The following is a 25,555-nucleotide window of genomic DNA, read 5'->3' on the forward strand; positions in this document are numbered from 1 at the left end:
GTGCGTTGGCACTCGCGCACTTCCGCATTTCGGTCACAACCCCCGGGGTGGATCGGGTGTCCAAGGAAGGGCGAGGCGCGCGTTGATCTCTACGTGCGGATGACGAGCGGCTGCCCGTCTACCGGAATCCCGGCTCCTTGACCATCTTTCACTCGCGTGCCGATTCCGGCGCTTCGCGGCGCAGATCCCACCGCTCGCCGTGGAAGAGTTGGCGCCGGGCTCCCTTGGGACCCAGGATTCACCACACCGCGCCGCTGTTCTGGAACGGGCGTTCCTCTTGCGTGTACGCCTGAGGGCGGCCGGAAGTCCGCGCACCGCAACGCAGTACACCAAACGCGCACGCCACGGATGGACGATCCCCAGACCGACACGCCCGTGCTCGTCCCCGAGCCGCGCCGCCTGCGCCTTTCGGCCGAGCGCGTGGACAGCGAGCGCCGCAAGACCGCCGACGAGACGCGCGGGTCCATCTCCACCGGGCGGTGGATGTGGGAGTGGACCAAGGCCATCTCCACGGCCATCCTGCTCTTCCTGGTGATCCGCACCTTCCTGTTCGAGGCGTTCAAGATCCCCACCGGCAGCATGGAGGGAACGCTGCTGGTGGGCGACTTCCTGCTGGTGAACAAGGCCGTGTACGGCGCCGAGGTGCCGTACACGCACGCCCGCCTCCCCGCCTTCAGCGCGCCCCGGCGCGGCGACGTGATCGTGTTCCTGCCGCCGCACGACCCGCACAAGAACTACGTCAAGCGCATCGTGGGCGCCCCAGGCGACACGCTGGAGATGCGCGACAAGGTGCTGTACCTGGACGGCCGCGCGCAGACCGAGCCCTTCACCCGCCACACCGATCCCCTCAGCGATCCCTCGCGCGAGGAGATGCTCTGGCAGTTCCAGTACCTGGTGCGCCGCCCCGCGCACTGGAGCGAGTACCACCCCACGCGCGACACCTGGGGCCCGCTGGTCGTCCCCCCCGGCAAGTACTTCGTGCTGGGCGACAACCGCGACAACTCCGAGGACTCGCGCTTCTGGGGCTTCGTCGACGCCGAAGCCATCAAGGGGCGCCCGATGTTCGTGTACTACTCGTTCGAGACCGACATCACCCGCACCTTCACCTGGCTCACCGGGGTGCGCTGGGGCCGCATCGGCGAAGTGGTGCGCTGAATTCCGGAACCCGCGTCCATCGAATCTCCCGGCAGTCTTAATGAAAGGCTGCCGGGTGATTCGTTTGCGGGAGGTGGGCGCCACGCGGGCGGAAGTGAAAGTAGCGTATGGGGATACATCTGTTCCATGCGCATGGGCGGCCGCTTCGGTGCGGGCCGTAAAAAGCGTCCGAGGGGGGGTTGACACCCCGAAACAGGTCTGTCATACTCCAGCCGTGGCCCCAGTTCCGAAGGACCCGTTCCCTCCTCTTCCTTCGTGAGTTCCGCGGCGCCCTCGAATCGATGAACCGGTTCACTGCCGCCGCCAGCCCCGCTACGCTTTCCGGACCCTGCCGCGCACCGCGGTTCCCGCATTTCCGCTGAACCGGAGCCTTCCGATGTCGTTCAGCCCCGCCAAGAAGATCGCCGCAGAATCCGAGTCACTGGACCAGTACCTCCGCGAGATCAGCGCGTATCCGCTGATCGACCGCGACGAAGAGGCACGCCTGGCCCGCCGCATCCGCGACGGCGACACCGAGTCGCTGGAAACGCTGGTGCGCTCGAACCTGCGCTTCGTGGTGGCGGTGGCCAAGAAGTACCAGAACCAGGGCGTGTCGCTGGCCGACCTGATCAACGAGGGGAACATCGGGCTGATCCGCGCGGCGCGGAAGTTCGACGAGACCAAGGGGATCAAGTTCATCTCCTACGCGGTGTGGTGGATCCGCCAGGCCATCCTGCAGGCGCTGGCCGAGCAGAGCCGCATCGTGCGCGTCCCCCTCTCGCGCGCGGGCACGGTGCACCGCATCGGCCGCCGCTCGAGCGCCATGACGCAGGAGCTGGGGCGCGAGCCCACGCTGCAGGAGATCGCGGTGGAGCTGGAGGTGCCCGAGGACGAGATCAGCCACGCGCTGGCCATGAGCCAGGTGTACCTCTCCCTCGACGCCCCGCTGGTCCCCGGCGAAGACGGGCAGCTCCTCGACTATCTCTCCGACCAGTTCTCTCCCGGCCCCGACGACGACGTCTACGAGCACGCGCTGAAGCGCACCATCGAGGACGCGCTCGGCACGCTCACCGAGCGCGAGGCCAAGGTGCTGCGCCTGTACTTCGGCCTGGGCGACACCGAGCCCATGACGCTGGAGCAGATCGGCGAGAGCTTCGGCATCACCCGCGAGCGCGTGCGGCAGATCAAGGAGAAGGCGCTGCTGCGCCTCCGCCACCAGTCCCGCGCCCGCTTCCTGGAGACCTTCCTGACCTGAATCCAGGATGGCAAGACTCGGGAAGATGGTAAAGAACGGATGATTCTATTGCGGTTCCGGCTCGCTCCGGGACCGCAATTTCTTTGCATCACGCGATGTCCGTCAGACGGCCTGAAGCCATAGCACAACCAAGGGAAGAGCACTCGGCACTCTCCTTCGGTTGCCGCGTGCATCCCTCTTGCGCCGGACCCCGGCCGCGCGCGGAGGGTACCACATCCGCACACACACGACCCACGGGGAGCGCACGACGGCCGCGGCGCTCCCGGAAAGCTTCCCGATGACGAAGATCCGCATCCTCCTCCCCACCCTCCTCTCGCTCGCGACGCCGCTGGCGGCGCAGGGCGGGAGCGTGGACCAGGGCACCTTCCGCGTCTACGTGGAAGGGCACGAGGTGGGGACCGAGGAGTTCACCATCACGCAGTCCGGCACCGGCGGCGCCGCGGTCACCCTGGCCAGCGGCCGCGTGGACCTCCGCCTCCCCACCGGCAGCCTGCGCCTGCAGCCGCGGCTGCGCGCCCAGGGCGTGGCCGCCGACCCCGCGCAGTACCAGGTGGACGTCAGCGGCGACGCGCCGCAGCGCATCGTGGGGAACATCGGCTCGGGCCGGGTCAGCGCGCGCGTGGTCACCGCCGCCGGCGAGCAGCTGCGCGAGTACGTGGCCACCGCCGGCGCCGTGGTGCTCGACGACGCGGTGGCGCACCACTACTACTTCCTGGCGCAGCGCACCCACGCCGGCCGCGTTCCCGTCATCGTTCCCCGCGAGAGCCGGCAGGTGATGGCCACGGTGTCGAACCGCGGCGAGGAAAGCGTGCAGGTGGCGGGGAAGACCGCGCGCCTCTTCCACCTGGTGGTGCAGCCGCAGGGCGGCGTGCAGACCGACGTGTGGGTCGACGCGCTCAACCGCGTGATCCGCGTGGAGATCCCCGCGCGGCAGTACCTGGCCGTGCGCACCGAGCTTCCCAGCTGAACCGTCACCACCGACGGCCATGAAGGACAGGAGGACACGGGGCGCGCCTGCTCCGTGTCCTCCGCTGCCTGGGGAGAGCAACATCCGGCATCAAACGAACGAACGACGTTCGGCCTCCGCCGCGGCGGGCGGGAGAGGCGCCCCTTAATCGTCGTTTCATCCGAAACCCATCGCAATCCTAGGCTTACGCCTGCCCGTCCCGACCCCCGGACGGTTTACAGGGACTGCGCGGAACGTTAGATTCACCGCTTCGTCCCGCGTCGGCAACACTCGTTGCTCGACCTCTCATTCCGGCTCAAAACGCACTCCGATGAACGCTCCCGTCACGGAGACCGTCGCCGCGCCGGCGCCCGGCGCGCCTCCGCCGCCCGCCCCGCTGGCGTCGCGGATCGCCGACACCTTCTTCACGCCCACGCGCGTGTTCGAGCAGTTCCGCGACGGCAGCGCGCCGTGGATCGGGCCGGTGCTGGTGTCGGTGGCGGTGCTGGTGCTGCTGGTGGCGCTCAGGCCGCTGTTCATCTCCAACCGCCAGTTCGCCGAGTTCTTCCTGCAGAAGGCGGCGGAGATGGGGCAGCAGAACCTTCCCTCGGTCGACGAGATGGAGGCGAGGGTGTGGCTGCAGGTGGGGATCGGCGCGTTCGCGGGCGTTTTCTGGCTGGTGATCCGCCCGCTGCTGGTGGGCGCGATCCTGGCGGCGCTCTACGGGCTGCTGCTGGGCGGCCGCGCGCCCTACCGCTCGTACGTGGCCGTGGCCAGCCACGCGCTGCTCGTGTCCACCCTGGGCTTCCTGGTGGTGGGCGCGCTGCAGTTCGCCACCGGCCGGGTGGACCTGGCGCTCGACGCCTCGCTCCTGCTGGGGCCCGACGCCAGGGGCGTGGCCGCCTCGGTGCTGCGCGCCGTCACCCCGTTCTCGCTGTGGGCCACCGCGCTGCTGGCGCTGGGCGGCGCCACGATCAATCGCAAGACCGGCTGGCTGGGCGCGGCGTCGCTGCTGCTGGCCATGCAGCTGGCGCTGGCCGCGGCCGGCGGGCTGATCATGCAGATGATGGCCGCGAAGGCGGGCGGCTCCTGACCGCGACAGGCTCGTAACGGTTGAAACTTTCCGCGGAGGGCCTCGTACGGGGCCCGGGCGGGCCACGGCCCCCCACCGCGGCACCTGCAGAACCCCGACACCCACGATGCTCATGAGCACCCGGCGCGCGGCCTCGGCCGCACTCCTCATCGCGCTGGCCGCGGCGCATTCCGCGGCCGCCCAGCAGCAGACCCCGCAGCGCGCGCGGCCCACGCCCACCCCGCCGCCCCCGGCGCCGGTGCAGGCGGCGCCGTCGGGCCCGCCGCTCAGCATCGAGCAGGCGGTGGCCCTGGCGCAGGAAGGCAACCCCGACCTGCTGCAGCAGCGCAACGACACCCGCACCGCCCGCGCCGCCGTGCGCGAGTCGCGGCTCGACTTCCTTCCCTCGGCCAGCCTGTCGGGCGGGCTGGGCTACACCGCGCCCGGCGAGCAGCGCTTCGGCTCGGTGCAGCTGCTGCAGAGCTCGCCGGCGTACTACTCATCGTACTACTCGCTGGACCTGAGCTACCAGCTGTCGGGCGCCAAGCTGATGCAGCCCGCCGTGGCGCGCGCGCAGGAGCGGGCCACCCGGCAGCGGGTGACCGGCTACGAGGCCAACCTGGTGAGCACCGTGCGCCAGAGCTACCTCTCCAGCCTGCAGGCGTGGGAGCAGGCGCAGCAGGCCGAGCGCGAGGTGGCGCGCACGCAGGAGCACGAGCGGCTGGCCCGCGCCCGGCTCGAGGTGGGCGCCGGCACGCCGCTGGACCTGCGCCGCGCCGAGGTGCAGCGCGGCCAGGCCGAGGTGAACCTGCTGCAGCGCCGCAACGACTACCAGACCTCGCTCCTGCGCCTGGGCCAGTCGATCGGCCGCGAGCTGCCGGCCGACACCCGGCTGTCGAGCACCTTCGGGCTGTTCGAGCCGAAGTGGACGGTGGACGAGCTGGAGCAGATGGCGCTGGGCGGCAACCCCAACCTCCTGGCCGCGCGGGCGACGGCCGAGGCGGCGCGCACCGGCGTGCGGGCGGCGCGGACGCAGTACCTTCCCTCGCTCAGCATGAGCGTGGGGTACCGCGGCTCGGTGTACTCGGCCAGCGACCTGAGCTCGTTCTACACCTCGGCGCTGCAGAGCACGGCCGCCAGCTTCCAGTCGTGCAACTACAACAACCAGGTGGGCGCGCTGATCGGCGCCGCGCCGCAGGACTGCTCGCGCTTCGACGTGAACGACCCCGCGGTGGCCGAGCAGGTGCGCCAGGGCGTGCGCGCCTCGAACCCCGCCTTCCCCTTCGGCTTCCGCACCCAGCCGCTGCAGGCCACGCTCTCGCTGTCGCTGCCGCTGTTCAACGGCTACGCGCGCGAGCGGCAGGTCGAGGAGGCGCGGGTGCAGGCGGAGGACGCGGAGCTGACGGTGCGCTCGCAGGAGCTGAAGCTGCGCACCGACCTGGGCGCGGCGCTGCTGGCGGTGCAGACCGCCTTCCGCGCGGCCCAGCTGCAGGAGCAGGTGGTGGAGCGGGCCACCGAGGAGCTGCGCCTGGCGCGGGAGCGCTTCCGCTTCGGCGTGGCCAGCTCGGTGGAGGTGACCGACGCGCAGACCTCGCTGGCCGAGAGCGAGCAGGCGCGCATCGACGCCGTGTACAACTACCACAAGTCGCTGGCCGCGCTCGAGGCTCTGGTGGGCCGCCCGCTGCGCCAGCCGTGACCGACTGACCGGTGACCAAGATGAAGAAGCTGCTGATCGCCCTGGGGGTGGTGCTGGCAGTGGGCGTGCTGGCGGCGCTGGCGGTGAACGGGAAGGGGAAGGGCGCCGGGCGCGAGGTGCGCACCGAGAAGGTGGGGCGCCGCGACCTGGTCGCGATCGTCACCGCCAGCGGCAAGGTGGAGCCCAAGCGCAAGGTCGACATCTCGGCCGACATCCCGGGCCGGGTGATCCAGCTGGCGGTGGAGGAGGGCCAGTGGGTGAACCGGGGCGACCTGCTGCTGCGCCTCGACCCCAGCCAGTACGAGGCCGCGGTGCGCCAGGCCGAGGCCGGCGTGGCGCAGGCCCGCGCCCGCGAGGCCGAGGCGCGCGCGCAGCTGCTGAAGGCGCAGGGCGACCAGCGCCGCGCCGAGCAGCTGGCACAGGGGCGCGACCTGATCGCCGCGCAGGAGGTCGACAACGCGCGCACCCAGGCGCAGGTGGCCCAGGCGTCGCTGCAGGGCGCGCGCTTCGCCGTGCAGCAGGCGCAGGCCACGCTCTCGCAGTCGCGCGACAACCTGCGCAAGACCACGATCGTGGCGCCGATGAGCGGGCGGGTCACCCGGCTGAACATCCACGAGGGCGAGACGGCCATCATCGGCACCATGAACAACCCCGGCTCGCTCCTGCTGACCGTGGCCGACCTGGGGGTGATGGAGGCCAAGGTCAAGGTCGACGAGACCGAGGTCCCCCGCATCGCCGTGGGCGACAGCGCGGTGCTGCGCATCGACGCCTTCCCCGGGCAGAAGTTTACCGGGAAGGTCACGCGGATCGGCAACAGCGCGGCCCAGCAGAGCGGCCTGGCCTCCAGCACCGGTTCGGGGGGCGAGCAGTCGGTGGACTTCGAGGTGGTGATCACCCTCGACCATCCCCCGGCGGAGCTGCGGCCGGACCTGTCGGCGACGGCCGACATCGTCACCGACACGCGCACGAAGGCGCTCTCCGTGCCCATCCTGGCGGTGACCGTGCGCGACCGCGAGGGGAAGAAGTTCAAGGGCGAGCAGCAGGACGCGGCGCAGGCCGCCCCCGAGCAGGGCGGCGACTCGCACCGCCGCTCCGACGAGGTGGAGGGCGTGTTCGTCCTCCGCGCGGGCAAGGCGGCGTGGGTGCCGGTGGAGGTGGGCGTGGCCGGCGAGCAGTACTTCGAGGTGAAGAGCGGGCTGAAGGAGGGCGACGAGGTGGTCTCCGGCCCCTTCGAGGCCATCCGCGAGCTCGAGGCCGACGCGCCGATCCACGCCGCGCCGCCGCAGACGGGCGCGCGCCGCGGGGCCCGGAGCGGGCGATGAGCACCGCCCTGGAAACCGGTGGCGACGCGCCCGTGATCCAGGTCCGCGGGCTGCAGAAGCACTTCGAGGTGGGCGCCGAGACGGTGCGGGCGCTGCGCGGGGTGGACCTGGTGATCCACCGCAACGAGTACGTGGCCATCATGGGGCCGTCGGGGTCGGGGAAGTCGACCTTCATGAACCTGATCGGCTGCCTCGACACCCCCACCGCGGGCGAGTACGTGCTGAACGGCCACGCGGTGGCGGGGATGGACGACGACGCGCTGGCGCGCGTGCGCAACCGCGAGATCGGCTTCGTCTTCCAGACCTTCAACCTCCTCCCCCGCTCCACCGCGCTGGAGAACGTGGAGCTGCCGCTGGTCTACGGCGGGCTGCACAAGAAGGAGCGGCGCCAGCGGGCCATCGACGCGCTGAAGGCGGTGGACCTGGGCGACCGGCTGGACCACCGCCCCAACCAGCTCTCCGGCGGGCAGCGGCAGCGCGTGGCCATCGCCCGCGCGCTGGTCACGCGGCCGTCGATCATCCTGGCCGACGAGCCCACGGGCAACCTGGACTCGCGCACCAGCGAGGAGATCATGGGGCTGTTCGCGCGGCTCCACGACGAGGGGCAGACCATCATCATGGTCACCCACGAGCCCGACATCGCCGCGCACGCCGAGCGCGTGGTGATGCTGCGCGACGGGGTGATCGAGAGCGACCGCCCGCAGGTGCCCGTCCCCGCCGGGACGGAGTGGGGGACGCACCGCGCGGCCGAGACGCCGGCCGCCGCGGCGGTGGCGGAGGCCTGAGGAGACGTCGGGATGGAGATCCGCGAGGCGGTGGTCATCGCGCTGGCGATGATCCGGGCCAACAAGCTGCGGGCCTTCTTCACGGTGCTGGGCACCGTGGTGGGCGTGACCTTCCTGATCGCGGTGATCACCGTGCTGAAGGGGATGGACGCCTACATGAAGGAGGACTTCGCGGGAAAGATGTTCGGCTTCAACACCGTCACCGTGCGCCGCATCCCCCAGGAGGAGGGGTTCAACGACGACACCCGGCGGCGCGCCTGGCTGCGCCGCCCGCGCCTGCAGGTGGCCGACGCCGAGTGGCTGCGCGAGCGCGTGCGCACGCCGGGGATGCTGGCCTACAACTCGTCGGGCGTGGCGCCGGTGGGGAACGCGCGCGGGAAGTCGGTGAAGAACGCGTGGATCGTGGGCTCGTCCGCGTCCTTCTTCCGCATCCGCGACTTCGAGGTGGCCGACGGGCGTCCCTTCTCCGAGCAGGAAGCGGATCGGGGGACGCCCGTCGTGGTCCTGGGGCACGACGTGGTGCAGCGCCTCTTCCCCGGCGTGAACCCGGTGGGGAAGACGGTGCGGCTGGCCGGCTTCCCCTACCGGGTGATCGGCGTGCTCGAGAAGCAGGGGACGGTGTTCGGCCAGTCGGTCGACAACTTCGTCGTCGCTCCCTTCCGCTCGCCCATCAACGGCTCCATCTACCGCCACAACGTGGCCGAGGAGATCTCGTTCAAGGTGCCCAACCAGACGCTGGTGCCGGTGGCCATGAACGAGATGGAGGGGCTGATGCGCATCCGCCACCGCCTGCGGCCGGGGGTGGAGAGCGACTTCGCGGTGGAGACGAGCGAGTCGGTGCTGGGCTTCTGGAACAAGATCTCCTCCTTCCTGATCATCGCCCTCCCCTTCCTGGTCGGCGTCTCGCTCGTCGTGGGCGCGGTGGTGATCATGAACATCATGCTGGTGTCGGTGAGCGAGCGGACGCGGGAGATCGGGGTGCGCAAGAGCCTGGGCGCGCGCCGCCGCGACATCCTCATGCAGTTCATCATCGAGGCGGGGACGCTTTCCGGCGCCGGCGGGGTGATCGGGATCCTTCTCGGCCTCGGGCTGGCCGCGCTGGTGACGGCGGTGTCGCCGCTGCCGGCGCGGGTGTCGCCCGCGTCGATCGGGCTGGGGCTGGCGCTGGGCGTGGGCGTGGGCCTCGCCGCGGGCGTGTATCCCGCGTGGCGGGCGGCTCGGCTCGACCCGATCGTGGCTTTGAGGAGCGAGTGACGAGATGAATCTCACTTCGACCTTCGAAGGGGTAGGGATCGCGCTCGACGCGCTGCGCTCCAACAAGGTGCGCGCGGTCCTCACCATCCTGGGGATCGTGATCGGCGTGACGGTGGTGATCACCATGGCGGCGGCCATCGGCGGCTTCCGCGCCACCATCCTCGAGCAGGTGGAGTCGATCGGCCCCAAGAACTTCATCGTCAACCGCTTCGACAACACCGCCATCATCGTCGACGACGGCACGGGAAAGCCGCCGTGGGCCGGGAAGCCGCCGATCACCTTCGCCGAGGCGGAGGAGATCTCCCGCCTGCCCGCCGTACACGCCGTCGCCTCCGCGATCGACACCAACGGCGACGTGAAGGCGGCCGGGCGCAACGTGCCGAACGTGCCGGTGCTGGGGCGCGGGTGGCGCTGGGTGGAGTACATCGAGGGCGAGTTCCTGCGCGGCCGCAACTACGTGGAGAGCGACGAGCGGCACGCGGCGCCGGTGGCGGTGCTTTCCGACCACCTGGCCGAGCAGCTGTTCGGGCAGCGCGACCCGGTGGGGCGGCAGGTGAAGATCGGCAGCACGGTGCTGACGGTGGTGGGCGTGTTCAAGCAGACGCCCAACCTCTTCTCCAGCCAGTTCAAGGACTGGGTGATCACCCCCGCCGAGACGCTGCACCGGCGGCTGGGCGTGACCACCGACTTCATGTCGCTGCTGGTGGTGACGTCGTCGGGCGCCACACAGGCCGAGGCCATGGACCAGGTGACGGCGGCGCTGCGCACCTCGCGCGGGCTGCGCCCCGGGCAGGACAACACCTTCGCGCTGACCAAGCCCACGCAGTTCGCCGACCTGTTCAACAAGGTCACCGGCGTGTTCTTCGTGGTGATGCTGGTGCTGTCGGGGATCGGGCTGATCGTGGGCGGCGTGGGGGTGGTGGGGATCATGATGATCTCGGTGACCGAGCGCACCCGCGAGATCGGCGTGCGCAAGGCGCTGGGCGCCACCCGGCGCGAGATCCTCTGGCAGTTCCTGGTCGAGTCGGTGACGGTGACGGTCATCGGCGGGGGGATCGGGATCCTGCTGGCCAGCTTCTTCGCCTGGGTGCTGCGCACGGTGACGCCCGTGCCCGCCGAGGTGCCGGCGTGGGCCGTGGCCGCGTCGCTGGGGATGGCGGCGTTCGCGGGGATCGTCTTCGGCCTCTACCCCGCCGCCAAGGCCGCGCGGCTCGACCCCGTGGAGTCGCTCCGCTACGAGTGACGTTCTGGGTTCGGACGTGATGAAGGGCCCCGCCCCGCCGCCGTCGTTGCGCGCGGGTCGGGGCCTCGGCATTTTCCCGCCCGCCGCCCGTCCGGACCTCACGCGGAGACGCGGAGACGCGGAGGAACTCAGCGCCGCGAGAGCGTCATCGCGCCACGCGACGGACCGTCGGAGACGCGGCGAAAGCCAGAACGACGTCATCCTGAGGCCGGCCACGCAGGATTCTCGGCTGCACCGTGACTCGCAGGCCGAAGGATCTATAGCATCGTCCGCACGACCGCCTCTTTCGTCGCGCCGATGACGGCGGCCGATGCGATCTTTCAATCCGATCCCCCAACCGATGACCGACCAGACCGAATCGCTCGCGCCGCCGGTGGACCTGCTGGCGATCGCCGCGCACCGCGACGACGTGGAGCTGCTGGTGGGCGGCACCATGGCGCGCGCCGCCGCGCAGGGGTACCGCACCGGCATCCTGGACCTGACCATGGGCGAGCGCGGCACCGATGGCAGCGCCGAGCTCCGCGGCCAGGAAGCCGACGCCGCCGCGAAGATCCTGAACGTCGTCGCCCGCCGCAACGCCGGGCTCGCCGACGCGGGGCTGGTGAACACGCCCGAGACGCGGTCGCTGGTTGCGGGCTACGTGCGCGCGTTCCGCCCGCGCGTGGTCATCCTCCCCTTCACCGCCGGCCGCCACCCCGACCACCGCATCGCCTCGCAGCTGGCGTACGACGCGTGCTTCCTGGCGGGGCTGGCCAAGTACGACGCGCCCGGCCAGGCGCACCGCCCGCACAAGCTCCTCTACGCGCTCACCTACCGAGAGGATGCGGTGAAGCCGAGCTTCGTGGTCGACATCACCGACTTCATCGAGACCAAGATGGAGGCGGTGCATTGCTACGCCTCGCAGTTCGACGGCAAGACGTGGGGCGGCGAGGTGTTCCCCGGCGGCGACCGGCCGCTGTACGACCAGGTGCGGATGCACGCCGCCCGCTACGGCGCGCTCATCCGCAAGGCCTATGGCGAGCCCTTCTACGTGGTGGAAACGATGGAGGTCGAGGACGTGGTCGCTCTCCCCGTGCGCAGCATCTGATCCGCCGCTGGCGCGTTCGGAGCGTGCACTTGTAAGGGGTATCATCCTCGAATAAATTTCTGCCGTACCCGAGGTTCAGGAGAGTGCCCGATGCCAGCACAGAAGTCCCTTCACGTGGTCCCCAGTCCGAACGGAGGCTGGAGCGTCAAGCAGTATGGTGCGCACCGGGCTTCCCGGCATTTCGATTCCAGGAGCGCGGCCATTCGCTGGGGACGGGATGCCAGCCGGAACAACGGGGCCGCGTTCTTCATCCACCGTAAGGATGGAACGGTCCAGGAGAAGACTTCTCCTGCCGGTGAAGGACATCTTTGAGCGAAACGTCTTCTCAACAGCACTTTCGACGCACAGAACCATATGAAATCAACGGCGGGCGATCCGTGATGGATCGCCCGCCGCTGGTAAGCAGGACCGGCCTCGCCGGCGCACTCACGCGGTTGCCCGCGGGTGCAAGGTTAGGGTCGCCCCCGAAGAGGTCCCACGTCTTGGAGGCGAGACCGGCCCGCTGCTAACTATATTATGCGGCGGTGGCCTGGACGCAATGCACTTCGATCAGCAGCCGCTTCCAGCTGGGCACGTCGTCGCCGCGCACGCGCAGCGCCGTGGCCGTGGCCGCGCCGCCGCGCTGCAGCCAGGGCGCCAGCCAGCTGTTGACCTCGGGCGGGAGGTGGCCCAGCGGGTCGCCGCCGGCCAGGTGCACCCACACCGCCGGGTCCTCCTCCATCGGCGGGTCGGGGATCAGCAGCAGCCGGTCGCCCTGCTCCACCTCGCGCACGTGCGCCGCCCGGTCGCCGAAGACGGTGCCGTGCACCGTGCTGCGGAAGACCGGCGGCTTCGCTTCAGGGAACTGTGGGATCATTCGGGACCTCGGGCGGGAAGTCTGCGGTTCACCCCCGAATGTATCATCGCGTACACGGCGGCTCAAGCCTTTCGTAACCGATTGTATCGATTGCAGATAGTTTGTCGCCGAGCCCGCTTCGGCGGCGTCCCGCGGAGGGAGCGGAGATGACGGAGACGGCCATCTACCTGGATTACGCGGCCTCGGCGCCGCTGCGCCCCGAGGCGCGCGAGGCCATGCTCTCCTTCCTCGACGGCCGCTGGGGGAACCCGTCCAGCATCCACCGCTTCGGGCGCGAGGCGCGCGCGGCGCTCGAGGATGCCCGCGCGCGCCTGGCGCGCGTGATCGGCGCCTCGCCGGCGGAGATCGTGTTCACCCGCGCGGGGACCGAGGCGGACGATCTGGCCATCCTCGGCCGAGCGCGGATGGTCCCCGGCGCGCCGGTCGCCGTCTCCGCCATCGAACACAAGGCGGTGCTGGCCAGCGCGCACGCCGCCGAGGCCGAGGGCGCGCCGCTCGTCCTCCTCCCCGTGGACGGCGACGGCGTGGTGCGGATGGACGCGGTCGACGCGGCGCTCGAACGGAAGCTCGCCGTCGTCTCCGTGATGTGGGCGAACAACGAGACCGGCGCGCTGCAGCCCGTCGCGGAGATCGCAGCGAGATGCCGCGCGGCCGGCGCCGTCTTCCACTCCGACGCGGTGCAGGCGCTGGGGAAGGTGCCCGTGCGCGTGGACGAGGTCCCCGCCGACCTGGTCGCGTTCAGCGCGCACAAGCTGGGCGGGCCCAAGGGGATCGGCGCGCTGTTCGTGCGCCGGGGAACGCAGCTGCGGCCGCTCCTCTTCGGCGGCGGCCAGGAGCGGGGGCTGAGGCCGGGAACGGAGGACGTCGCGGGCGCGGCCGGATTCGCCGCCGCAGCCGAGGCGGCGGAAGCGGTGCGCGAGGCGGAGATGGCGCGCATCGCCGCGCTGCGCGATAGGCTGGAGGAGGGGCTGCGCGCGCGCGTCCCCGGCCTCGCCGTGAACGCCGCCGGGGCGCCGCGCCTGCCGACGGTGAGCAACGTCTCCGTTCCCGGTGCCGACCCCGAGGCGCTGCTGGTGTCGCTGGACCTGCAGGGGATCGCCGTCTCCAGCGGCTCGGCGTGCGCGAGCGGCGCGGTGGAGCCGAGCCACGTCCTCACCGCGATGGAGATCCCCGCCGCGCTGGCCGGCCCGTCCGTGCGCTTCTCCCTCGGCTGGGGGACGACGGACGCGGAGATCGATCGCGTCCTCGACGTCTTCCCCGCGATCGCCGAGCGCGTGCGGTCGACGAACGGCTGATCGCCATCCCACTCCCATCTCCTTTATCCCCCCACCTCGCGAGGACCTGATGGCACGCAGCGCCGCGGCGACCGTGGACGAATACCTGGCCGAGCTCCCCGAGGACCGCCGCGCGGCGATCTCCGCCGTGCGCGACGTGATCGTGCGCAGCCTGCCGGAGGGATACGCCGAGGGAATGGGGTACGGGATGATCGGCTACACGGTGCCGCTGGAGCGGTATCCGCACACCTACAACCGCCAGCCGCTGGTGCTCGCGGGGCTGGCGGCGCAGAAGAACTACTACGCGCTGTACCTGATGTGCGCGTACGAGGGAAGCGAGCACGGGCGCGCCCTCCGCGACGCGTTCCGGGCGGCGGGGAAGAAGCTGGACATGGGCAAGTCGTGCATTCGCTTCCGCTCGCTCGACGACCTGCCGCTGGAGGCCATCGGCCGCATCATCGCGTCGCTGCCGCCGGACGAGTACATCCGCTGGTACGAGGCGGCGCGGCAGCGGGCGTGAGATCGGAACAACCCCGTGCCGCCGCGCCTTGCCGGGTGCGGACGCGGTGACTAGATCGTAGAAAGCGCCGCCGTACGTCTCCTCGCCGTCGCATTCCCCGCCTTCCACGCTGCACCGGATGACGAAGATCCGAGCCCTGGCCCTGCTGTCCGCCCTCGCTGGCGCGGCCGCCCCGCTGCACGCGCAGGCGCGCGCCGGGCACCTGCTGGTGGCCGCCGCGCCCGACGGCACCGCGCTGACGCTGGACTCGGCCAGCATCGGCCGCATCGGCGAGTCAGCGTACTTCGTCACCGCGGTGTACCAGTATTCGCCCGAGCTCGCGCGGCAGTACGGCTTCGACCGGCTGCTGGAGGACGAGGAGCTGGACTGCGCCGCACTGCGCGTGCGCAACAGCAGGAAGCGCGCGTTCGCCGGCGACACCGCGCTGCGGACGGTCGACCTCGAAAACACGAGCCGCGCGGACTGGGCCCCCGTGAGCGACGCCGAGGGCCCGCTGGTGCAGGCCATCTGCGCGAAGCTCGTCGGCTCGTTCGCGGCGGCGCTCCCGGTGACGCTCGACCTGCGGGACGCGGAGACGATGCCCGTGCTCACGAACCGCTCGGAAGTGGTGACCGCGCTCCAGCACAACTATCCCGCGCTGCTGCGCGACGCGGGGGTCACGGGATCGGTGGTGATTCGCATCCGGATCACCGGCGAGGGCCGCGTCGACTCCAGTGCGGTGCGGGTGGAATCGGCCACGCACGACGCGTTCGGCGCCGCGGCCGCGCACGTCGCGCAGGCCATGCGCTTCCGCCCGGCGCTCCTGCACGGCCAGCCCGTGCCCGTCTGGGCGACGCTCCCGGTCACCTTCGGGCTCGCCGACAGCAGCCCCGGGGACTTCGAGCGGCAGCCGGACCGGCCGGTGCAGCGGGGCTTCCCTCGCCCGCGCACCTCCACCGGCATCTGCACGCAGCCGCCGCCCCTGTGCTCGCCGTGATATCGCCGTCGCGAGCGAGGAACGTCGCCGCCGCGGCTGATATCGGATCGCTCTACATCTCGACCCTTCGCACTTTCCGTATCCCGAGATGAAGTCACTCGCCGTACCGATCCTGGTCGCGCTCGCCTGCGCCGCAACACCGCTCCGGGCGCAGGACGTGGTCCCGGGCACGCTGATCCCCGTCGCGCGCACGCCGGACGGGATCGTGCTGTCGCTGGATTCGGCCAGCATCGCGCGCACCGGCGACTCGACCTTCTATGCGACCGCCGTCTACGAGTTTCCCCCCGAGGTGGCGGCGCGCGCGGGCGTGGACCGGCGGTTCGAGACGCAGGAGACGGACTGCGCCGAGAGCCGCTACCGCGGCCGCGCCGTCACCTTCATGAAGGGCGACCTCCCGGTCGACGTCGAGGAGGGCGACACCACCGGGCGCGCCGAGTGGCGGCCGGTGGACATGGTCGACCTGCCCATCCACCGCGTCCTCTGCGCCAGGCTGCTCGGCTCGTTCGCGGCGCTGCCGGTGACGACGGAGATCTGGAGCGTGGAGCAGCAGCCCGAGCTGGTCAACCGCGACGCGGTGGCGCGCAGCATCGCGCGCGAGTTCCCGCCGCGCCTGCGCGACGCGGGGACGTCGGGGAACGCGATCCTGCGCTTCCGCATCGACGCCGAGGGGCGCGTGGACACCGCGTCGATGCGCGTGCTGCGCGCCACCCTCGCCGAGTTCGGCGAGGCGGCCCGGCGCGTGGCGCTGCGGATGCGCTTCCGCCCGGCGCGGCTGCGCGGCGAGCCCGTGGCCGTGTGGGTGACGCTGCCGGTGACGTTCCAGCTGATGCGCGGCTCGCCATAGCATCGCGGGACCATCATCCCATCACGACGGCAAACGCGCCGGACGGATCTCTGCGTGCGCGAGCCGGGGCGCGAGCTCGGGGCATCCAGCCGACCTGTGATCCCCGCGCCGTGCCGCACCGATCGTGCGGTTCGGGGTATCACTGCCCGTCGATCGGCGGTAAACCGGACAGCGGTGGAATGATGGAGAAGAAGACGGTCCTCGTCGCCATGTCGGGCGGCGTGGACAGCTCGGTCGCGGCGGCGCTGCTGGTGGAACAGGGCCACACCGTGATCGGGGTGACCATGAAGACGTTCTGCTACCAGGAGGCGGAGGCCGAGCTCACCGGCCCCACGCGTTCCTGCTGCGGGCTGGACGGCATCATGGACGCGAAGAGGGTGGCCGACCGGCTGGGGATCGCGCACTACGTGTTCGACGTGGAGCGCGAGTTCACCCGCGACGTGATCGACGACTTCGTGGGCGAGTACGCGGCCGGGCGCACGCCGAACCCCTGCGTGCGCTGCAACGGCAACACCAAGTTCCGCGACCTGCTGCGCCGCGGGAAGATGCTCGGCTGCGACGCCATCGCCACCGGCCACTACGCGCGCATGGGGACGGACGCCGCCGGCCGCCCCGTGCTGCTGCGCGGCGTGGACGCCAACAAGGACCAGAGCTACTTCCTCTGGGCGCTCCCCCCCGAGCTCCTGCAGCAGCTGATGTTCCCGCTGGGCGAGCTCACCAAGCCGCAGGTGCGCGAGATCGCCCGCCGGCTGGGGCTGGTGACGGCCGACAAGCCGGAGAGCATGGAGATCTGCTTCGTCCCCGACGGCAACTATCCGCGCTTCCTGGAGAAGCGGCTGGGGAGGGAGCACGCCGCGCTCTCCGCCGGCGCGCTGGTGACCACGCGGGGCGAGGTGGTCGGCGAGCACGACGGCTACGCGCGCTACACGGTGGGCCAGCGCCGGGGACTGGGCGGCGGCCGCTCGCTGCCGCTGTACGTGCTGGGCACCCGCCCCGAGCGCCGCGAAGTGGTCGTCGGCACGATGGACGAGCTGCACCGTCCCGAGGTGACCATCGGCGAGCTGAGCTGGCTCGCCGCGCCGCCGGCCGTCGGCGACGCCGTGCAGGTGCAGATCCGCCACCGCGCCCCCTCCGTCGACGCGATTGTGACGTCGATCGACGGGGATTCGATCACCCTGCGCTTCGCGAAGCCGCAGCGCGCCGTCTCCCCCGGCCAGAGCGCGGTGATGTTCGGCGGCGAGGTGGTGCTGGGCGGCGGGCGGATCGCCGCGCCCCAAGCCGCGTGACGGGCCATTCTCGCCGGACCCGCCTCCGTGCGCCCCATGAGCTCCAGCTCAGTTCAAGTAGGAGAGGATGAACTTCATCTTCTTCACGAAGTAGCTGTCTCCGCCGCCGTGATAGATGAACGTGCTCATGCACGCCCTGAGGAAGAGTGCGTCCCCCAGCGAGCAGGCGAAGCCCCCGAGGTTGATCTGCACGGACAGATGACCGTTGTGCGTGATCAGCTTGTGGACCGCGTCGTGGCCGTCTTTGGTGGGGGTGAACCGGGTCAGGTCCCTCACCCAGTGCTTCACCAGGTTCAGGTCCGAGGGGGGAACCGCGGCCAGGATCTCCTGCGTGAATAACACGTAGATGTTCAGCAGCGAGTGGTAATTGCTGGAAACCAGGCCGGTCTGGCTGGCGACCGCGGCGAACTCCTGGATGCGCGGGTGGCTCAGGATTTCGTATATCCTGGGGGCGATCGCCCCGTCGGCGCGCGCGACGCTGTTCCAACGCTTGTTGACCTGCGACGCCGCTACGAGGCTCTTGATGTCGAGATAGCCGAGGACCAGGTCGAGGATTTCCGGCGGAAGGATGATGTCGGGCACCTCGTCCACCTGGGTTTCTGCAACCATCATGGTATCCATGATTCCTCCTCGTTTTTGGTGGGGGTGACAAGAATCGACGGCAGGATTGTGAACGGCCTTCGCACCATAGCGTGGCGCGCAGGAAAGCTCAACCTTCTCGTCGTACGGAGGGCGGCACGCGGCTTCGGCGCATCGGATCGGACGGCACGGCCCGGTTTCCCGCGGGGGAGACCGGGCCGTTTCGCGTTCCGGCGATTGTGATCGGCGGCTCCGCGGCGAATATTGGTGCCGCACGGCCACGACCGGCGCGCGCGAGGGATCGTGGGCGAGCGCCTGGCATGCGGCCGCGACGCGGGGATCTCGAGCCCGGTGCGAACCGGCTGCCTCGCGGCACACGAGGCCGCGGAGCCGAAGGAGCGCCCGACCGGCGCGCCCGCTCCCGGAGGGCTCTCCGCGATTGAGCCCGCTTCATCCCCGCACCCCCTCGGCTCCCACTCTCATCGACCACCCGATGAACCACAAACGCAATCTCCTGATGTACCTGGTCGGCGGGGCATCGCTCGTGGTGCTGACCGCCGGGCTGAAGGCCGTGTCCGGCCTGCTGAACCCCATGCTGATGGCCGGCTTCCTCGCGCTGCTGCTGCAGCCGTTCGTGCGCCGGCTGCAGAAGCTGGGCGTGGCCGGCGGCGGCGCGGTGGCGCTGGTGGTGTTCGCCCTGGTGCTCGCCGGCCTCTCGCTCGTCGGGTTCGTGGGGATCTCGCTGCGGCAGGTGGCCTCCGAGATCCCCACCTACCGCACGCAACTGGAGGGGATCGCGGCCTCGGTCACGCAGATGGCGGCGGCGCGCGGGTTCGACGCGGCGGCGTACGTCAACAGCGCGCTCAGCGGGCCGCAGGTGGGGCGCGCCGTGCTGAACGTGATGGGCGAGGTGGCGTCGGCGTTCGGCAACATGGTGCTGACGCTCTTCATCTTCGCCTTCATGCTGGGCGGCATGTGGGAGATGGAGCGCCGCGCCAGCAAGCGCGCCCGCGACCACAGCCCCATGGCCGCGCGCTTCCTGGCGTTCTCGGAGACGCTGCGCGGCTACATCGGCGTGCGCGCGGCGCTGGGGCTGGTGGCCGCGGTGCTCGACTACATCGTGCTGGTGATCCTGGGGGTGGAGCACGCGCTGCTGTGGGGCGTGCTGTCGTTCATCCTGAGCTTCGTGCCGAACATCGGGTTCACGCTGTCGATGCTGCCGCCCACGCTGCTGGCGCTGCTGGAAGGGGGATGGGTGCGCGCGCTGATCGTGCTCGTCGCCTACAACGTGATCAACACGGTGATCGACAACGTCATCGGCCCGCGCTTCGTGGGGAAGCAGATGCAGATCTCGGCGCTGGTCAGCTTCCTGTCGGTGATCTTCTGGGCTTGGGTGCTGGGCCCCACGGGCGCGATCCTGGCCGTGCCGCTCACCGTGCTCCTCCGCGACCTGGTCGAGGCCCCCGCGGAATCGCAGCTCGTCGTCACTCCGGTGGATTGAACCACGAGGCTCACGCGGAGACGCGGAGGCGCGGAGAACTGATCGCGGCGGTGAGTTCTCCGCGTCTCCGCGCCTCCGCGTGAGAACAGGAAAGCCGGAGCCCCGCGGCGCGATCGAGGACGCGCCGCGGGGCTCGTTTGCGTGGGTGATGGGGATTACTCGAGCTCTTTCGAGCCGCGCAGCATCTCCCTCAGCTTCTTCTCGTCGAACGTGACGACCTGCTCCTCGGCGTCGGCTTCGTCGCCGGGGCGCTCGACGTAGCGCGGCGGACGATTGGGGTCCGAGAGGCAGTTGAACACGATCCGCGGCCGGATCGCCAGCCCGAAGTTGCCGCTGGAGGCGAACGCCTCCCACGTCAGCAGGTTCTCGTCCGTGAAGGTATGGCTCATCTCCGTACGTTCCTCGTCCCCTGTCCCGTCTCTCCCGCACCGCCGACGCGCTTCGCCAACTCCGTGCCGTACGCGGTGATAGATCCTTCGGCCTGCCGTCCACGGTGCCGACGCGACTCCAGTCTGGCCGGCCTCAGGATGACGTCGGGTCGGCGCCCGACTCAGCACTCAGCACTTCAGTGCCGCAGTCCGGCGTTCGACGCGAACTCCTCGAACTGCTTCCGCTGCTCGTCGCTCAGCTCCTCGGGAACGGTGACCTCGACGCGCACGTACTGGTCGCCGCGGCGGCCGCCCTTCTCCACGCCCTGGCCCTTGATGCGGAAGCGCGTTCCGCTCTGCGTGCCCTCGGGGATGCGCAGCACCACGCCCTTCCCGTCGACGGTGCGCACCTTGATCTTCGAGCCGAGCACCGCCTGCGCCACGTTGATGGGCACGTTCACGTTCAGGTCCAGCCCCTCGCGCTGGAAGAACTTGTCGGGCGTCACGCGCACGTTGATCAGCAGGTCGCCCGCCTGGCCGCCGCCCGCGCCCTTCTCGCCCTGCCCCGCGATCCGCACCTTCGAGCCGTTGTCGACGCCGGCGGGGATGGAGACGTTGACCGTCTTCTGCTCGCGCACCTGGCCCTGGCCGTGGCAGTTCTCGCAGGGCTCCTGCGGCACCTTCCCGCGCCCGTAGCAGTTGGGGCACGGCCGGGTGACGCCGAAGCCGCCCTGCCCGAAGGTGATGGTCCCCGCGCCCTTGCACTCGGGGCAGGTGATGATCTGCGTCCCCGGCTTGGCCCCCGTCCCCCCGCAGACGGGGCAGTCCTCCGTCACCGGCAGGGTCACGGTCACGGTGCCGCCGCGCGCCGCCACCTTGAACGGGATCTCGACCTGGTACTCGATGGTCTCGCCGCGCGTGGGGCCGCCAGGACGCCCGGGGGCGCCCCCGCCGCGGCCACGCTTCCCGAAGTCGAAGATCGAGCCGAAGATGTCGCCCAGGCCGCCGCCCAGGTCCAGGTCCTCGAAGCTGAAGCTGCCGCCGCCCGCCGCGCCGCCGGGGCGCGCCCCGCCCGGCCGGTAGCCGCCCAGTCCGCCGAACGCGCCGAGCTTGCGCATCTGGTCGTACTGCTTGCGCTTGCCCTCGTCGCTGAGGACCGCGTACGCCTCGGAGATCTCCTTGAACTTCTCGGCCGCCGAGGCGTTGTCGGGGTTGGCGTCGGGGTGGTACTGCTTGGCCAGCTTGCGGTACGCCTTCTTGATCTCGTCGGCGTTGGCGTTCTCGGGAACGCCCAGCACGCGGTAGAAGTCCTTCGTTGGTGTCGCCATGGTCTAGCCGAAAGTCGAAAGCGCGCGCGAAGGATCGTCCGCCGCGTGGATCGTGTCACCCGTGCTTCTTGACCACCACCTGGGCCGGGCGCACCAGCACGCCCTTGAAGCGGTAGCCCTTGCGATACACCTGCCCCACCGTGTCGTCCTCGTCGGCGCTCCCGGCGGGCATGGTGGTCAGCGCCTCGTGCTGCGTGGGATCGAACGGCTTCCCGGCCGCCTCGATCTCCTCCAGCCCGGCGGCCTCCAGCGCGCGCAGGAACTTCTTCTCCACCATCTCCGCCCCCTCGTGCAGCGACTGGGCGGGGGTGGTGGCCGGGTCGAAGTCGGCGATGCGCTGCAGGTCGTCGAGCGGCTCCAGCAGCCGCTCGGCCAGCTGCGCCTGGGCGCGCACCCAGCTCTCGGCGCGCTCGCGCTCCACGCGCTTGCGGTAGTTCTCGAACTCGGCCGCCAGCCGCAGGTGCCGGTCCTTCACGGCCTGCAACTCGGCCGCGGGGTCCGCCGCCGGCTGCGTCTCCGCCTGCGGCTCGGCCGCGGTCGCCCGGGTCTCGTCGGCGATCTCCGCCGCGGGGCCGTCGCCGGGCGCGGCGTGGCCGTTGGCCTTGCCGTTCGGCTTCTCGCCGCCGTCCGCGTGGTGCGCGCCGTGGCCGCGATGCCTGTGGTGATGCTTGTGGTCCGCCATCCGAATGTCCGCGGTCAGAAGGACAATGCCGTGAGGTTCACCCGCACCTACCCGGGGCCGGGTGAGCCGTTGATTCTAAGTCCGCCGTCAAGGCAAACACCGGTTTAGCAAGCCCGGTGCCCCGTTTTCGTGCCGCTTTGGCAGATTTCGAGAGGCCTGAACCCGCGTGGCGGCAGTCGCGCTCGAACTGCGGGTCTCACGCGGAGACGCGGAGGCGCGGAGAACTCACCGCCGCATCGCTTTCCTCCGCGTCTCCGCGGCTCCGCGTGAGATTCTCGACATCGGTCCCGACGCAGAACGGAGATCACCGCGTGGAAGATTCAATCCCCCGAAGTATCAGGATCTCCCTGATCTTCCCGATCCCCCGCCCCCTCCATCCGCGCCTCCATCCACGCGAGAAGGTCGGAGATGGGACGGTCGCGCTCGAGCTCGTTCAGCGACTCGTGGTGGAAGCCGGGATACTGCTTCACCGTCACGTCCCCACGCAGCCCCTCGGCGAAGCGCAGCGTGGCCTCCTCGCGCACGATGGTGTCCGCGCCGGGAACGATGAACAGCGTGGGCAGGGCGATGCGGTCGCGCTCGGCGAAGGCGTCGCGCATCGCCCGCACCATCTCCATGTACAGCCGCGGGGTGATCCTGTCATGCACGCGTGGGTCGTCGCGGTACGCGCGGACGTACGCGGAGTCGTGCGTCAGCTCCGCGGGGTCGACCTCGTTGGAGATGGGGACCCAGGGGAGATACTTCGACAGCACGCCGGAGAGCGCCGTCTTCCACCGCGCCGCCTCCTTCGCGATCCCCAGCAGCGGCGCGGAGAGGACGGCCCCGCGCAGCGGCACCGCCGGCGGAGACTCGAGCCAGCGGATGGCGATCAATCCCCCCAGCGAGTGGCCGAGGAGGAAGAGCGGGACCTCGGCCGGCGCCACCTCCGCGAGACGCCGCGCGAAGGCGTCGAAGTCCTCCGTCAGCGCCTCCCACCGCGGCGTGTGGCCGCGAATCCCCCCCGACCGCCCGTGCCCGCGGTGGTCGAGCGCGTGCACCTCGATCCCCCTTGGAGCGAGATCCCGCGCCAGCGCGGCGTAGCGGCCCGCGTGCTCGCCCAGGCCGTGGCTCAGCAGCACCACGGCGCGCGGGCGCTCGACCGGCCAGGAGAGGGAGTGGAGGAGGACGCCGTCCGCGGCGCGGAAGGTGGCCGAGGCGTCGGGCGGCGGAAGGAGGCCGTCGCTCACGCGCGGCTCAGGGCGCCGCCTTCCGCTGCAGCTCGAGCGTGCGGAAGGACTTGAGGTAGACGGCCAGCGACCAGACGGTGAGGATGACGGCGATGGAGAGCGAGACGATCACGAAGATGCGGTGGAAGGGGATCCAGAAGCCGTTCCAGAACCGCGTGTCCCACCCGAACTCGCGCGACGCCGACCAGAGCGCGTACCAGAAGATGATCGCGCCGGTGGCGATGTTCTGGAACACCGCCTTCAGCTTCCCCGCGCGCCCCGCGGCCAGGATGATCCCCCGCCGCGCCGCGTAGCCGCGGAACACGGTGATGAACAGCTCGCGCCCGAAGATGATGGCCAGGATCCACCACGGCAGCTTCGCGTCCGCACCGCCGAACCAGGCGAACGGCGTCTCCGGCTCGCCGCCGTGCGAGAGCCAGTAGAAGGGGATGAAGGTGGCCGCGAGGAGGAGCTTGTCGGCCAGCGGGTCGGCCAGCTTGCCAAAGTCGGTGACCAGGTTGCGGCTGCGCGCCAGGCGCCCGTCGACCAGGTCGGAGAAGGCGGCGATGAGGAAGACGATGAAGGAGGCCAGCCGCACGCCGAACCCGTCGGTGAGGATCATGGGTGCCAGCAGCACCGCCAGCGCGATCCGGCCCAGGGTGATGGCGTTCGGCAGGTTCAGCCACGGCATGGGCTTGGCGGCCTCCACCCGGTCAGCTCAGCGACTTGATCACGAGCTTGCTCACCGCCTTCAGCGTGTCGAACACCCCGATCCCGCGCGTGGCCACCGCCTCGAAGTGCGGGATGCGGTTGGGGTTGAGCTGCGCCTCGAGCTCCTGCAGGCTGGAGGTGTTGGGAAGGTCGCGCTTGTTGTACTGGATGACGAAGGGGATCTCGCGCAGGTCCAGCCCGTACTCGGCCAGGTTCTCGTAGAGGTTGTGCATGCTCTCGATGTTGGCGTCGAGCCGCTCCACCTGGCTGTCGGCCACGAACACCACCCCGTCGACCCCCTTCAGGATGAGCTTGCGGCTGGCGTTGTAGTACACCTGCCCGGGCACGGTGTAGAGGTGGAAGCGCGTCTTGAAGCCGCGGATGGCGCCGAGGTCCACCGGGAGGAAGTCGAAGAAGAGCGTGCGCTCGGTTTCCGTGGCCAGCGAGATCAGCTTGCCGCGGGTGTTGGGCGCCACCTTCTCGTACACGTACTCCAGGTTGGTCGTCTTCCCGCACAGACCCGGGCCGTAGTACACGATCTTGCAGTTGATCTCGCGCGAGGCGTAGTTGATCATCGACATGTTCGGCCGCCTTTCTACAGGTCGCCGAACAGGCGGTCGATCTCGTCCTCCGCCTCGTCCACGAAGGCGCTCTCCACGCGCGCGCTCTGCGGCGCGGCGGCCGAACGGTCGAACATCTCGCGGAAGATCTCGGCGAGCTCGCGGACCACTCCCTTCACCTTGATGCGGATCATCCCCAGGGTCGTGCGGTTGTCGAAGAGCACCACCAGGATCACCCGGCGGGCCACGTCGGCCAGGTACATGCTCTCCTTCTCGCCCTGGTGGAAGAGCGAGGAGAACTCGTGCTCGCCGATCATGCTGGCCAGCTGGTCGTTGGCCGAGAAGTCGGCCGCGGCCAGCGACGAGAAGGCCACCGAGTCGAAGTCGGGCTTCTCGCCCGCGGTGGTCACCAGCTGCCCCGTGCGGTCCACGAGCAGGGCGCAGCGGGCGTTGGAATCGTAGAGGAAGCCCTGCAGGAGCCGGTCGATGCGCTGGAAGTCGCGCTCCTCGAAGCTCCAGCTGCTGGCGCCGCCGGCCATCAGGCGACCTCGCTCTCGCGGGTGGCCAGCTCGCCCTCGAGGCGCAGGAGCACGGCCTGCGCGCGCTTGCGCAGCAGCGGCCGCGGCTCCCAGGCCAGGAAGTCGCGCAGCAGCAGGATGGCGTCCACCGAGGCCGGCTCCCCGCCGATGTACTCCAGCGCGGCGAGGCGGCGCAGCGGATGCGGCGAGAAGAGGTCGCGGCGATGGCGGCTGATCTGGTCGCGGACCAGGAACACGCCGATGGCGGCGGCAGCGGCCACCGCGAGCAGCGCAACGGCCGTGGTGCGGAGGACTCGGTTGTTGCTTTCCATGACCCCGGGTGAACGCGGCTGTGCCAGGGAGGGTACGCGGGTCAAACTAACGGGCGCTCCAAAAAAGCGAAATGGCGGCGGTACGCCATCGCGCCCGCCGCCATGTGATCATTGCACGGCTCGTTCCCGGCGGCCGCGAAGGGCGTGCGCGGGGGCCCGTGCTCCGCCGGCCGTGAGCCGGTCCGGCGCGGCTACAGCTCCCGGCGGCCGGCCAGCGCCTC

At 70.6% G+C, this 25,555-nt stretch carries 27 protein-coding genes; 17 read left to right on the plus strand and 10 right to left on the minus strand.

What is annotated here, in order from left to right; all coding sequences use genetic code 11:
- Positions 1–348: 348 nt before the first annotated feature.
- From lepB to VF092_22350, 11 genes are all read left to right on the plus strand, one after another.
- Complete coding sequence (gene lepB, locus VF092_22300) at positions 349–1,155, plus strand: signal peptidase I (GenBank protein HEX6750042.1); 807 nt, start codon at positions 349–351, stop codon at positions 1,153–1,155.
- A 376-nt stretch (positions 1,156–1,531) separates the two neighbouring features.
- Entirely contained in the window at positions 1,532–2,389 is an 858-nt protein-coding gene (locus tag VF092_22305) for an RNA polymerase sigma factor RpoD/SigA (GenBank protein ID HEX6750043.1), read from the plus strand.
- A 277-nt stretch (positions 2,390–2,666) separates the two neighbouring features.
- Positions 2,667–3,356, plus strand: coding sequence for a hypothetical protein (locus VF092_22310; protein HEX6750044.1), 690 nt, complete (start codon positions 2,667–2,669; stop codon positions 3,354–3,356).
- Between the two features lie 310 nt (positions 3,357–3,666).
- A complete protein-coding gene (locus VF092_22315; protein HEX6750045.1) occupies positions 3,667–4,428 on the plus strand; it encodes a YIP1 family protein in 762 nt (253 codons plus the stop codon).
- A 112-nt stretch (positions 4,429–4,540) separates the two neighbouring features.
- A complete protein-coding gene (locus tag VF092_22320) occupies positions 4,541–6,103 on the plus strand; it encodes a TolC family protein (protein HEX6750046.1) in 1,563 nt (520 codons plus the stop codon).
- A gap of 20 nt (positions 6,104–6,123) precedes the next feature.
- Positions 6,124–7,425 carry an efflux RND transporter periplasmic adaptor subunit gene (locus VF092_22325; GenBank protein HEX6750047.1) on the plus strand — a complete coding sequence of 434 codons (1,302 nt, stop codon included), beginning with the start codon at positions 6,124–6,126 and terminating at the stop codon, positions 7,423–7,425.
- Entirely contained in the window at positions 7,422–8,210 is a 789-nt protein-coding gene (locus VF092_22330; GenBank protein HEX6750048.1) for an ABC transporter ATP-binding protein, read from the plus strand. Before VF092_22325 ends, VF092_22330 begins: the two co-directional genes overlap by 4 nt.
- Positions 8,211–8,222: 12 nt before the next feature.
- Complete coding sequence (locus VF092_22335; GenBank protein ID HEX6750049.1) at positions 8,223–9,464, plus strand: ABC transporter permease; 1,242 nt, start codon at positions 8,223–8,225, stop codon at positions 9,462–9,464.
- A gap of 4 nt (positions 9,465–9,468) precedes the next feature.
- A complete protein-coding gene (locus VF092_22340; GenBank protein HEX6750050.1) occupies positions 9,469–10,707 on the plus strand; it encodes an ABC transporter permease in 1,239 nt (412 codons plus the stop codon).
- Positions 10,708–11,047: 340 nt separating this feature from the next.
- Positions 11,048–11,794, plus strand: a complete 747-nt coding sequence (gene bshB1, locus VF092_22345; GenBank protein HEX6750051.1) for a bacillithiol biosynthesis deacetylase BshB1 — start codon at positions 11,048–11,050, stop codon at positions 11,792–11,794.
- A gap of 90 nt (positions 11,795–11,884) precedes the next feature.
- Positions 11,885–12,106 carry a DUF2188 domain-containing protein gene (locus VF092_22350; GenBank protein ID HEX6750052.1) on the plus strand — a complete coding sequence of 74 codons (222 nt, stop codon included), beginning with the start codon at positions 11,885–11,887 and terminating at the stop codon, positions 12,104–12,106.
- 202 nt (positions 12,107–12,308) lie between these two features.
- Here the strand turns inward: VF092_22350 and VF092_22355 are convergent, their stop codons facing one another.
- Positions 12,309–12,650, minus strand: coding sequence for a hypothetical protein (locus VF092_22355; GenBank protein HEX6750053.1), 342 nt, complete (start codon positions 12,648–12,650; stop codon positions 12,309–12,311).
- Between the two features lie 146 nt (positions 12,651–12,796).
- Between VF092_22355 and VF092_22360 the strand changes: the two genes are divergently transcribed.
- The 5 genes from VF092_22360 (at position 12,797) to mnmA (ending at position 17,550) form a co-directional block, all read left to right on the plus strand.
- Complete coding sequence (locus VF092_22360; protein ID HEX6750054.1) at positions 12,797–13,945, plus strand: cysteine desulfurase family protein; 1,149 nt, start codon at positions 12,797–12,799, stop codon at positions 13,943–13,945.
- 49 nt (positions 13,946–13,994) lie between these two features.
- Positions 13,995–14,444 (plus strand): DUF1801 domain-containing protein, encoded by a 450-nt coding sequence (locus VF092_22365; GenBank protein ID HEX6750055.1) that lies wholly within the window; start codon positions 13,995–13,997, stop codon positions 14,442–14,444.
- A gap of 118 nt (positions 14,445–14,562) precedes the next feature.
- On the plus strand, positions 14,563–15,420 hold the full coding sequence (locus VF092_22370; protein ID HEX6750056.1) for a TonB family protein: 858 nt from the start codon (positions 14,563–14,565) through the stop codon (positions 15,418–15,420).
- Positions 15,421–15,508: 88 nt separating this feature from the next.
- Positions 15,509–16,264, plus strand: a complete 756-nt coding sequence (locus VF092_22375; protein ID HEX6750057.1) for an energy transducer TonB — start codon at positions 15,509–15,511, stop codon at positions 16,262–16,264.
- Between the two features lie 182 nt (positions 16,265–16,446).
- Complete coding sequence (mnmA, locus tag VF092_22380) at positions 16,447–17,550, plus strand: tRNA 2-thiouridine(34) synthase MnmA (protein HEX6750058.1); 1,104 nt, start codon at positions 16,447–16,449, stop codon at positions 17,548–17,550.
- Positions 17,551–17,598: 48 nt separating this feature from the next.
- On the opposite strand, the gene VF092_22385 is transcribed toward mnmA, so the two are convergent.
- The gene (locus VF092_22385) at positions 17,599–18,171 is read right to left on the minus strand and encodes an F-box-like domain-containing protein (GenBank protein ID HEX6750059.1); all 573 of its coding nucleotides are present in this window, start codon (positions 18,169–18,171) and stop codon (positions 17,599–17,601) included.
- A 451-nt stretch (positions 18,172–18,622) separates the two neighbouring features.
- On the opposite strand from VF092_22385, the gene VF092_22390 reads away from it, so the two are divergent.
- The gene (locus VF092_22390; GenBank protein ID HEX6750060.1) at positions 18,623–19,630 is read left to right on the plus strand and encodes an AI-2E family transporter; all 1,008 of its coding nucleotides are present in this window, start codon (positions 18,623–18,625) and stop codon (positions 19,628–19,630) included.
- 155 nt (positions 19,631–19,785) lie between these two features.
- On the opposite strand, the gene VF092_22395 is transcribed toward VF092_22390, so the two are convergent.
- The 8 genes from VF092_22395 to VF092_22430 all read right to left on the minus strand — a co-directional run bounded on the left by VF092_22395 (position 19,786) and on the right by VF092_22430 (position 25,334).
- A complete protein-coding gene (locus tag VF092_22395) occupies positions 19,786–20,019 on the minus strand; it encodes a hypothetical protein (GenBank protein HEX6750061.1) in 234 nt (77 codons plus the stop codon).
- A gap of 176 nt (positions 20,020–20,195) precedes the next feature.
- Complete coding sequence (gene dnaJ / locus VF092_22400; GenBank protein ID HEX6750062.1) at positions 20,196–21,326, minus strand: molecular chaperone DnaJ; 1,131 nt, start codon at positions 21,324–21,326, stop codon at positions 20,196–20,198.
- A gap of 55 nt (positions 21,327–21,381) precedes the next feature.
- Positions 21,382–22,008: a nucleotide exchange factor GrpE gene (locus tag VF092_22405; protein HEX6750063.1), complete on the minus strand. Its 627-nt coding sequence runs from the start codon at positions 22,006–22,008 to the stop codon at positions 21,382–21,384.
- Positions 22,009–22,328: 320 nt separating this feature from the next.
- On the minus strand, positions 22,329–23,234 hold the full coding sequence (locus tag VF092_22410; GenBank protein ID HEX6750064.1) for an alpha/beta hydrolase: 906 nt from the start codon (positions 23,232–23,234) through the stop codon (positions 22,329–22,331).
- A 7-nt stretch (positions 23,235–23,241) separates the two neighbouring features.
- Positions 23,242–23,904, minus strand: coding sequence for a CDP-alcohol phosphatidyltransferase family protein (locus VF092_22415; GenBank protein ID HEX6750065.1), 663 nt, complete (start codon positions 23,902–23,904; stop codon positions 23,242–23,244).
- A gap of 22 nt (positions 23,905–23,926) precedes the next feature.
- Positions 23,927–24,505 carry a GTPase domain-containing protein gene (locus VF092_22420; protein ID HEX6750066.1) on the minus strand — a complete coding sequence of 193 codons (579 nt, stop codon included), beginning with the start codon at positions 24,503–24,505 and terminating at the stop codon, positions 23,927–23,929.
- A gap of 14 nt (positions 24,506–24,519) precedes the next feature.
- Positions 24,520–25,023, minus strand: a complete 504-nt coding sequence (locus VF092_22425) for a roadblock/LC7 domain-containing protein (GenBank protein HEX6750067.1) — start codon at positions 25,021–25,023, stop codon at positions 24,520–24,522.
- Positions 25,023–25,334, minus strand: a complete 312-nt coding sequence (locus VF092_22430; GenBank protein ID HEX6750068.1) for a hypothetical protein — start codon at positions 25,332–25,334, stop codon at positions 25,023–25,025. The genes VF092_22425 and VF092_22430 overlap by 1 nt, the downstream gene beginning before the upstream one ends.
- Positions 25,335–25,555 lie beyond the last annotated feature (221 nt).

The organism is Longimicrobium sp., from assembly GCA_036377595.1.
Taxonomy (GTDB): Bacteria; Gemmatimonadota; Gemmatimonadetes; order Longimicrobiales; family Longimicrobiaceae; genus Longimicrobium.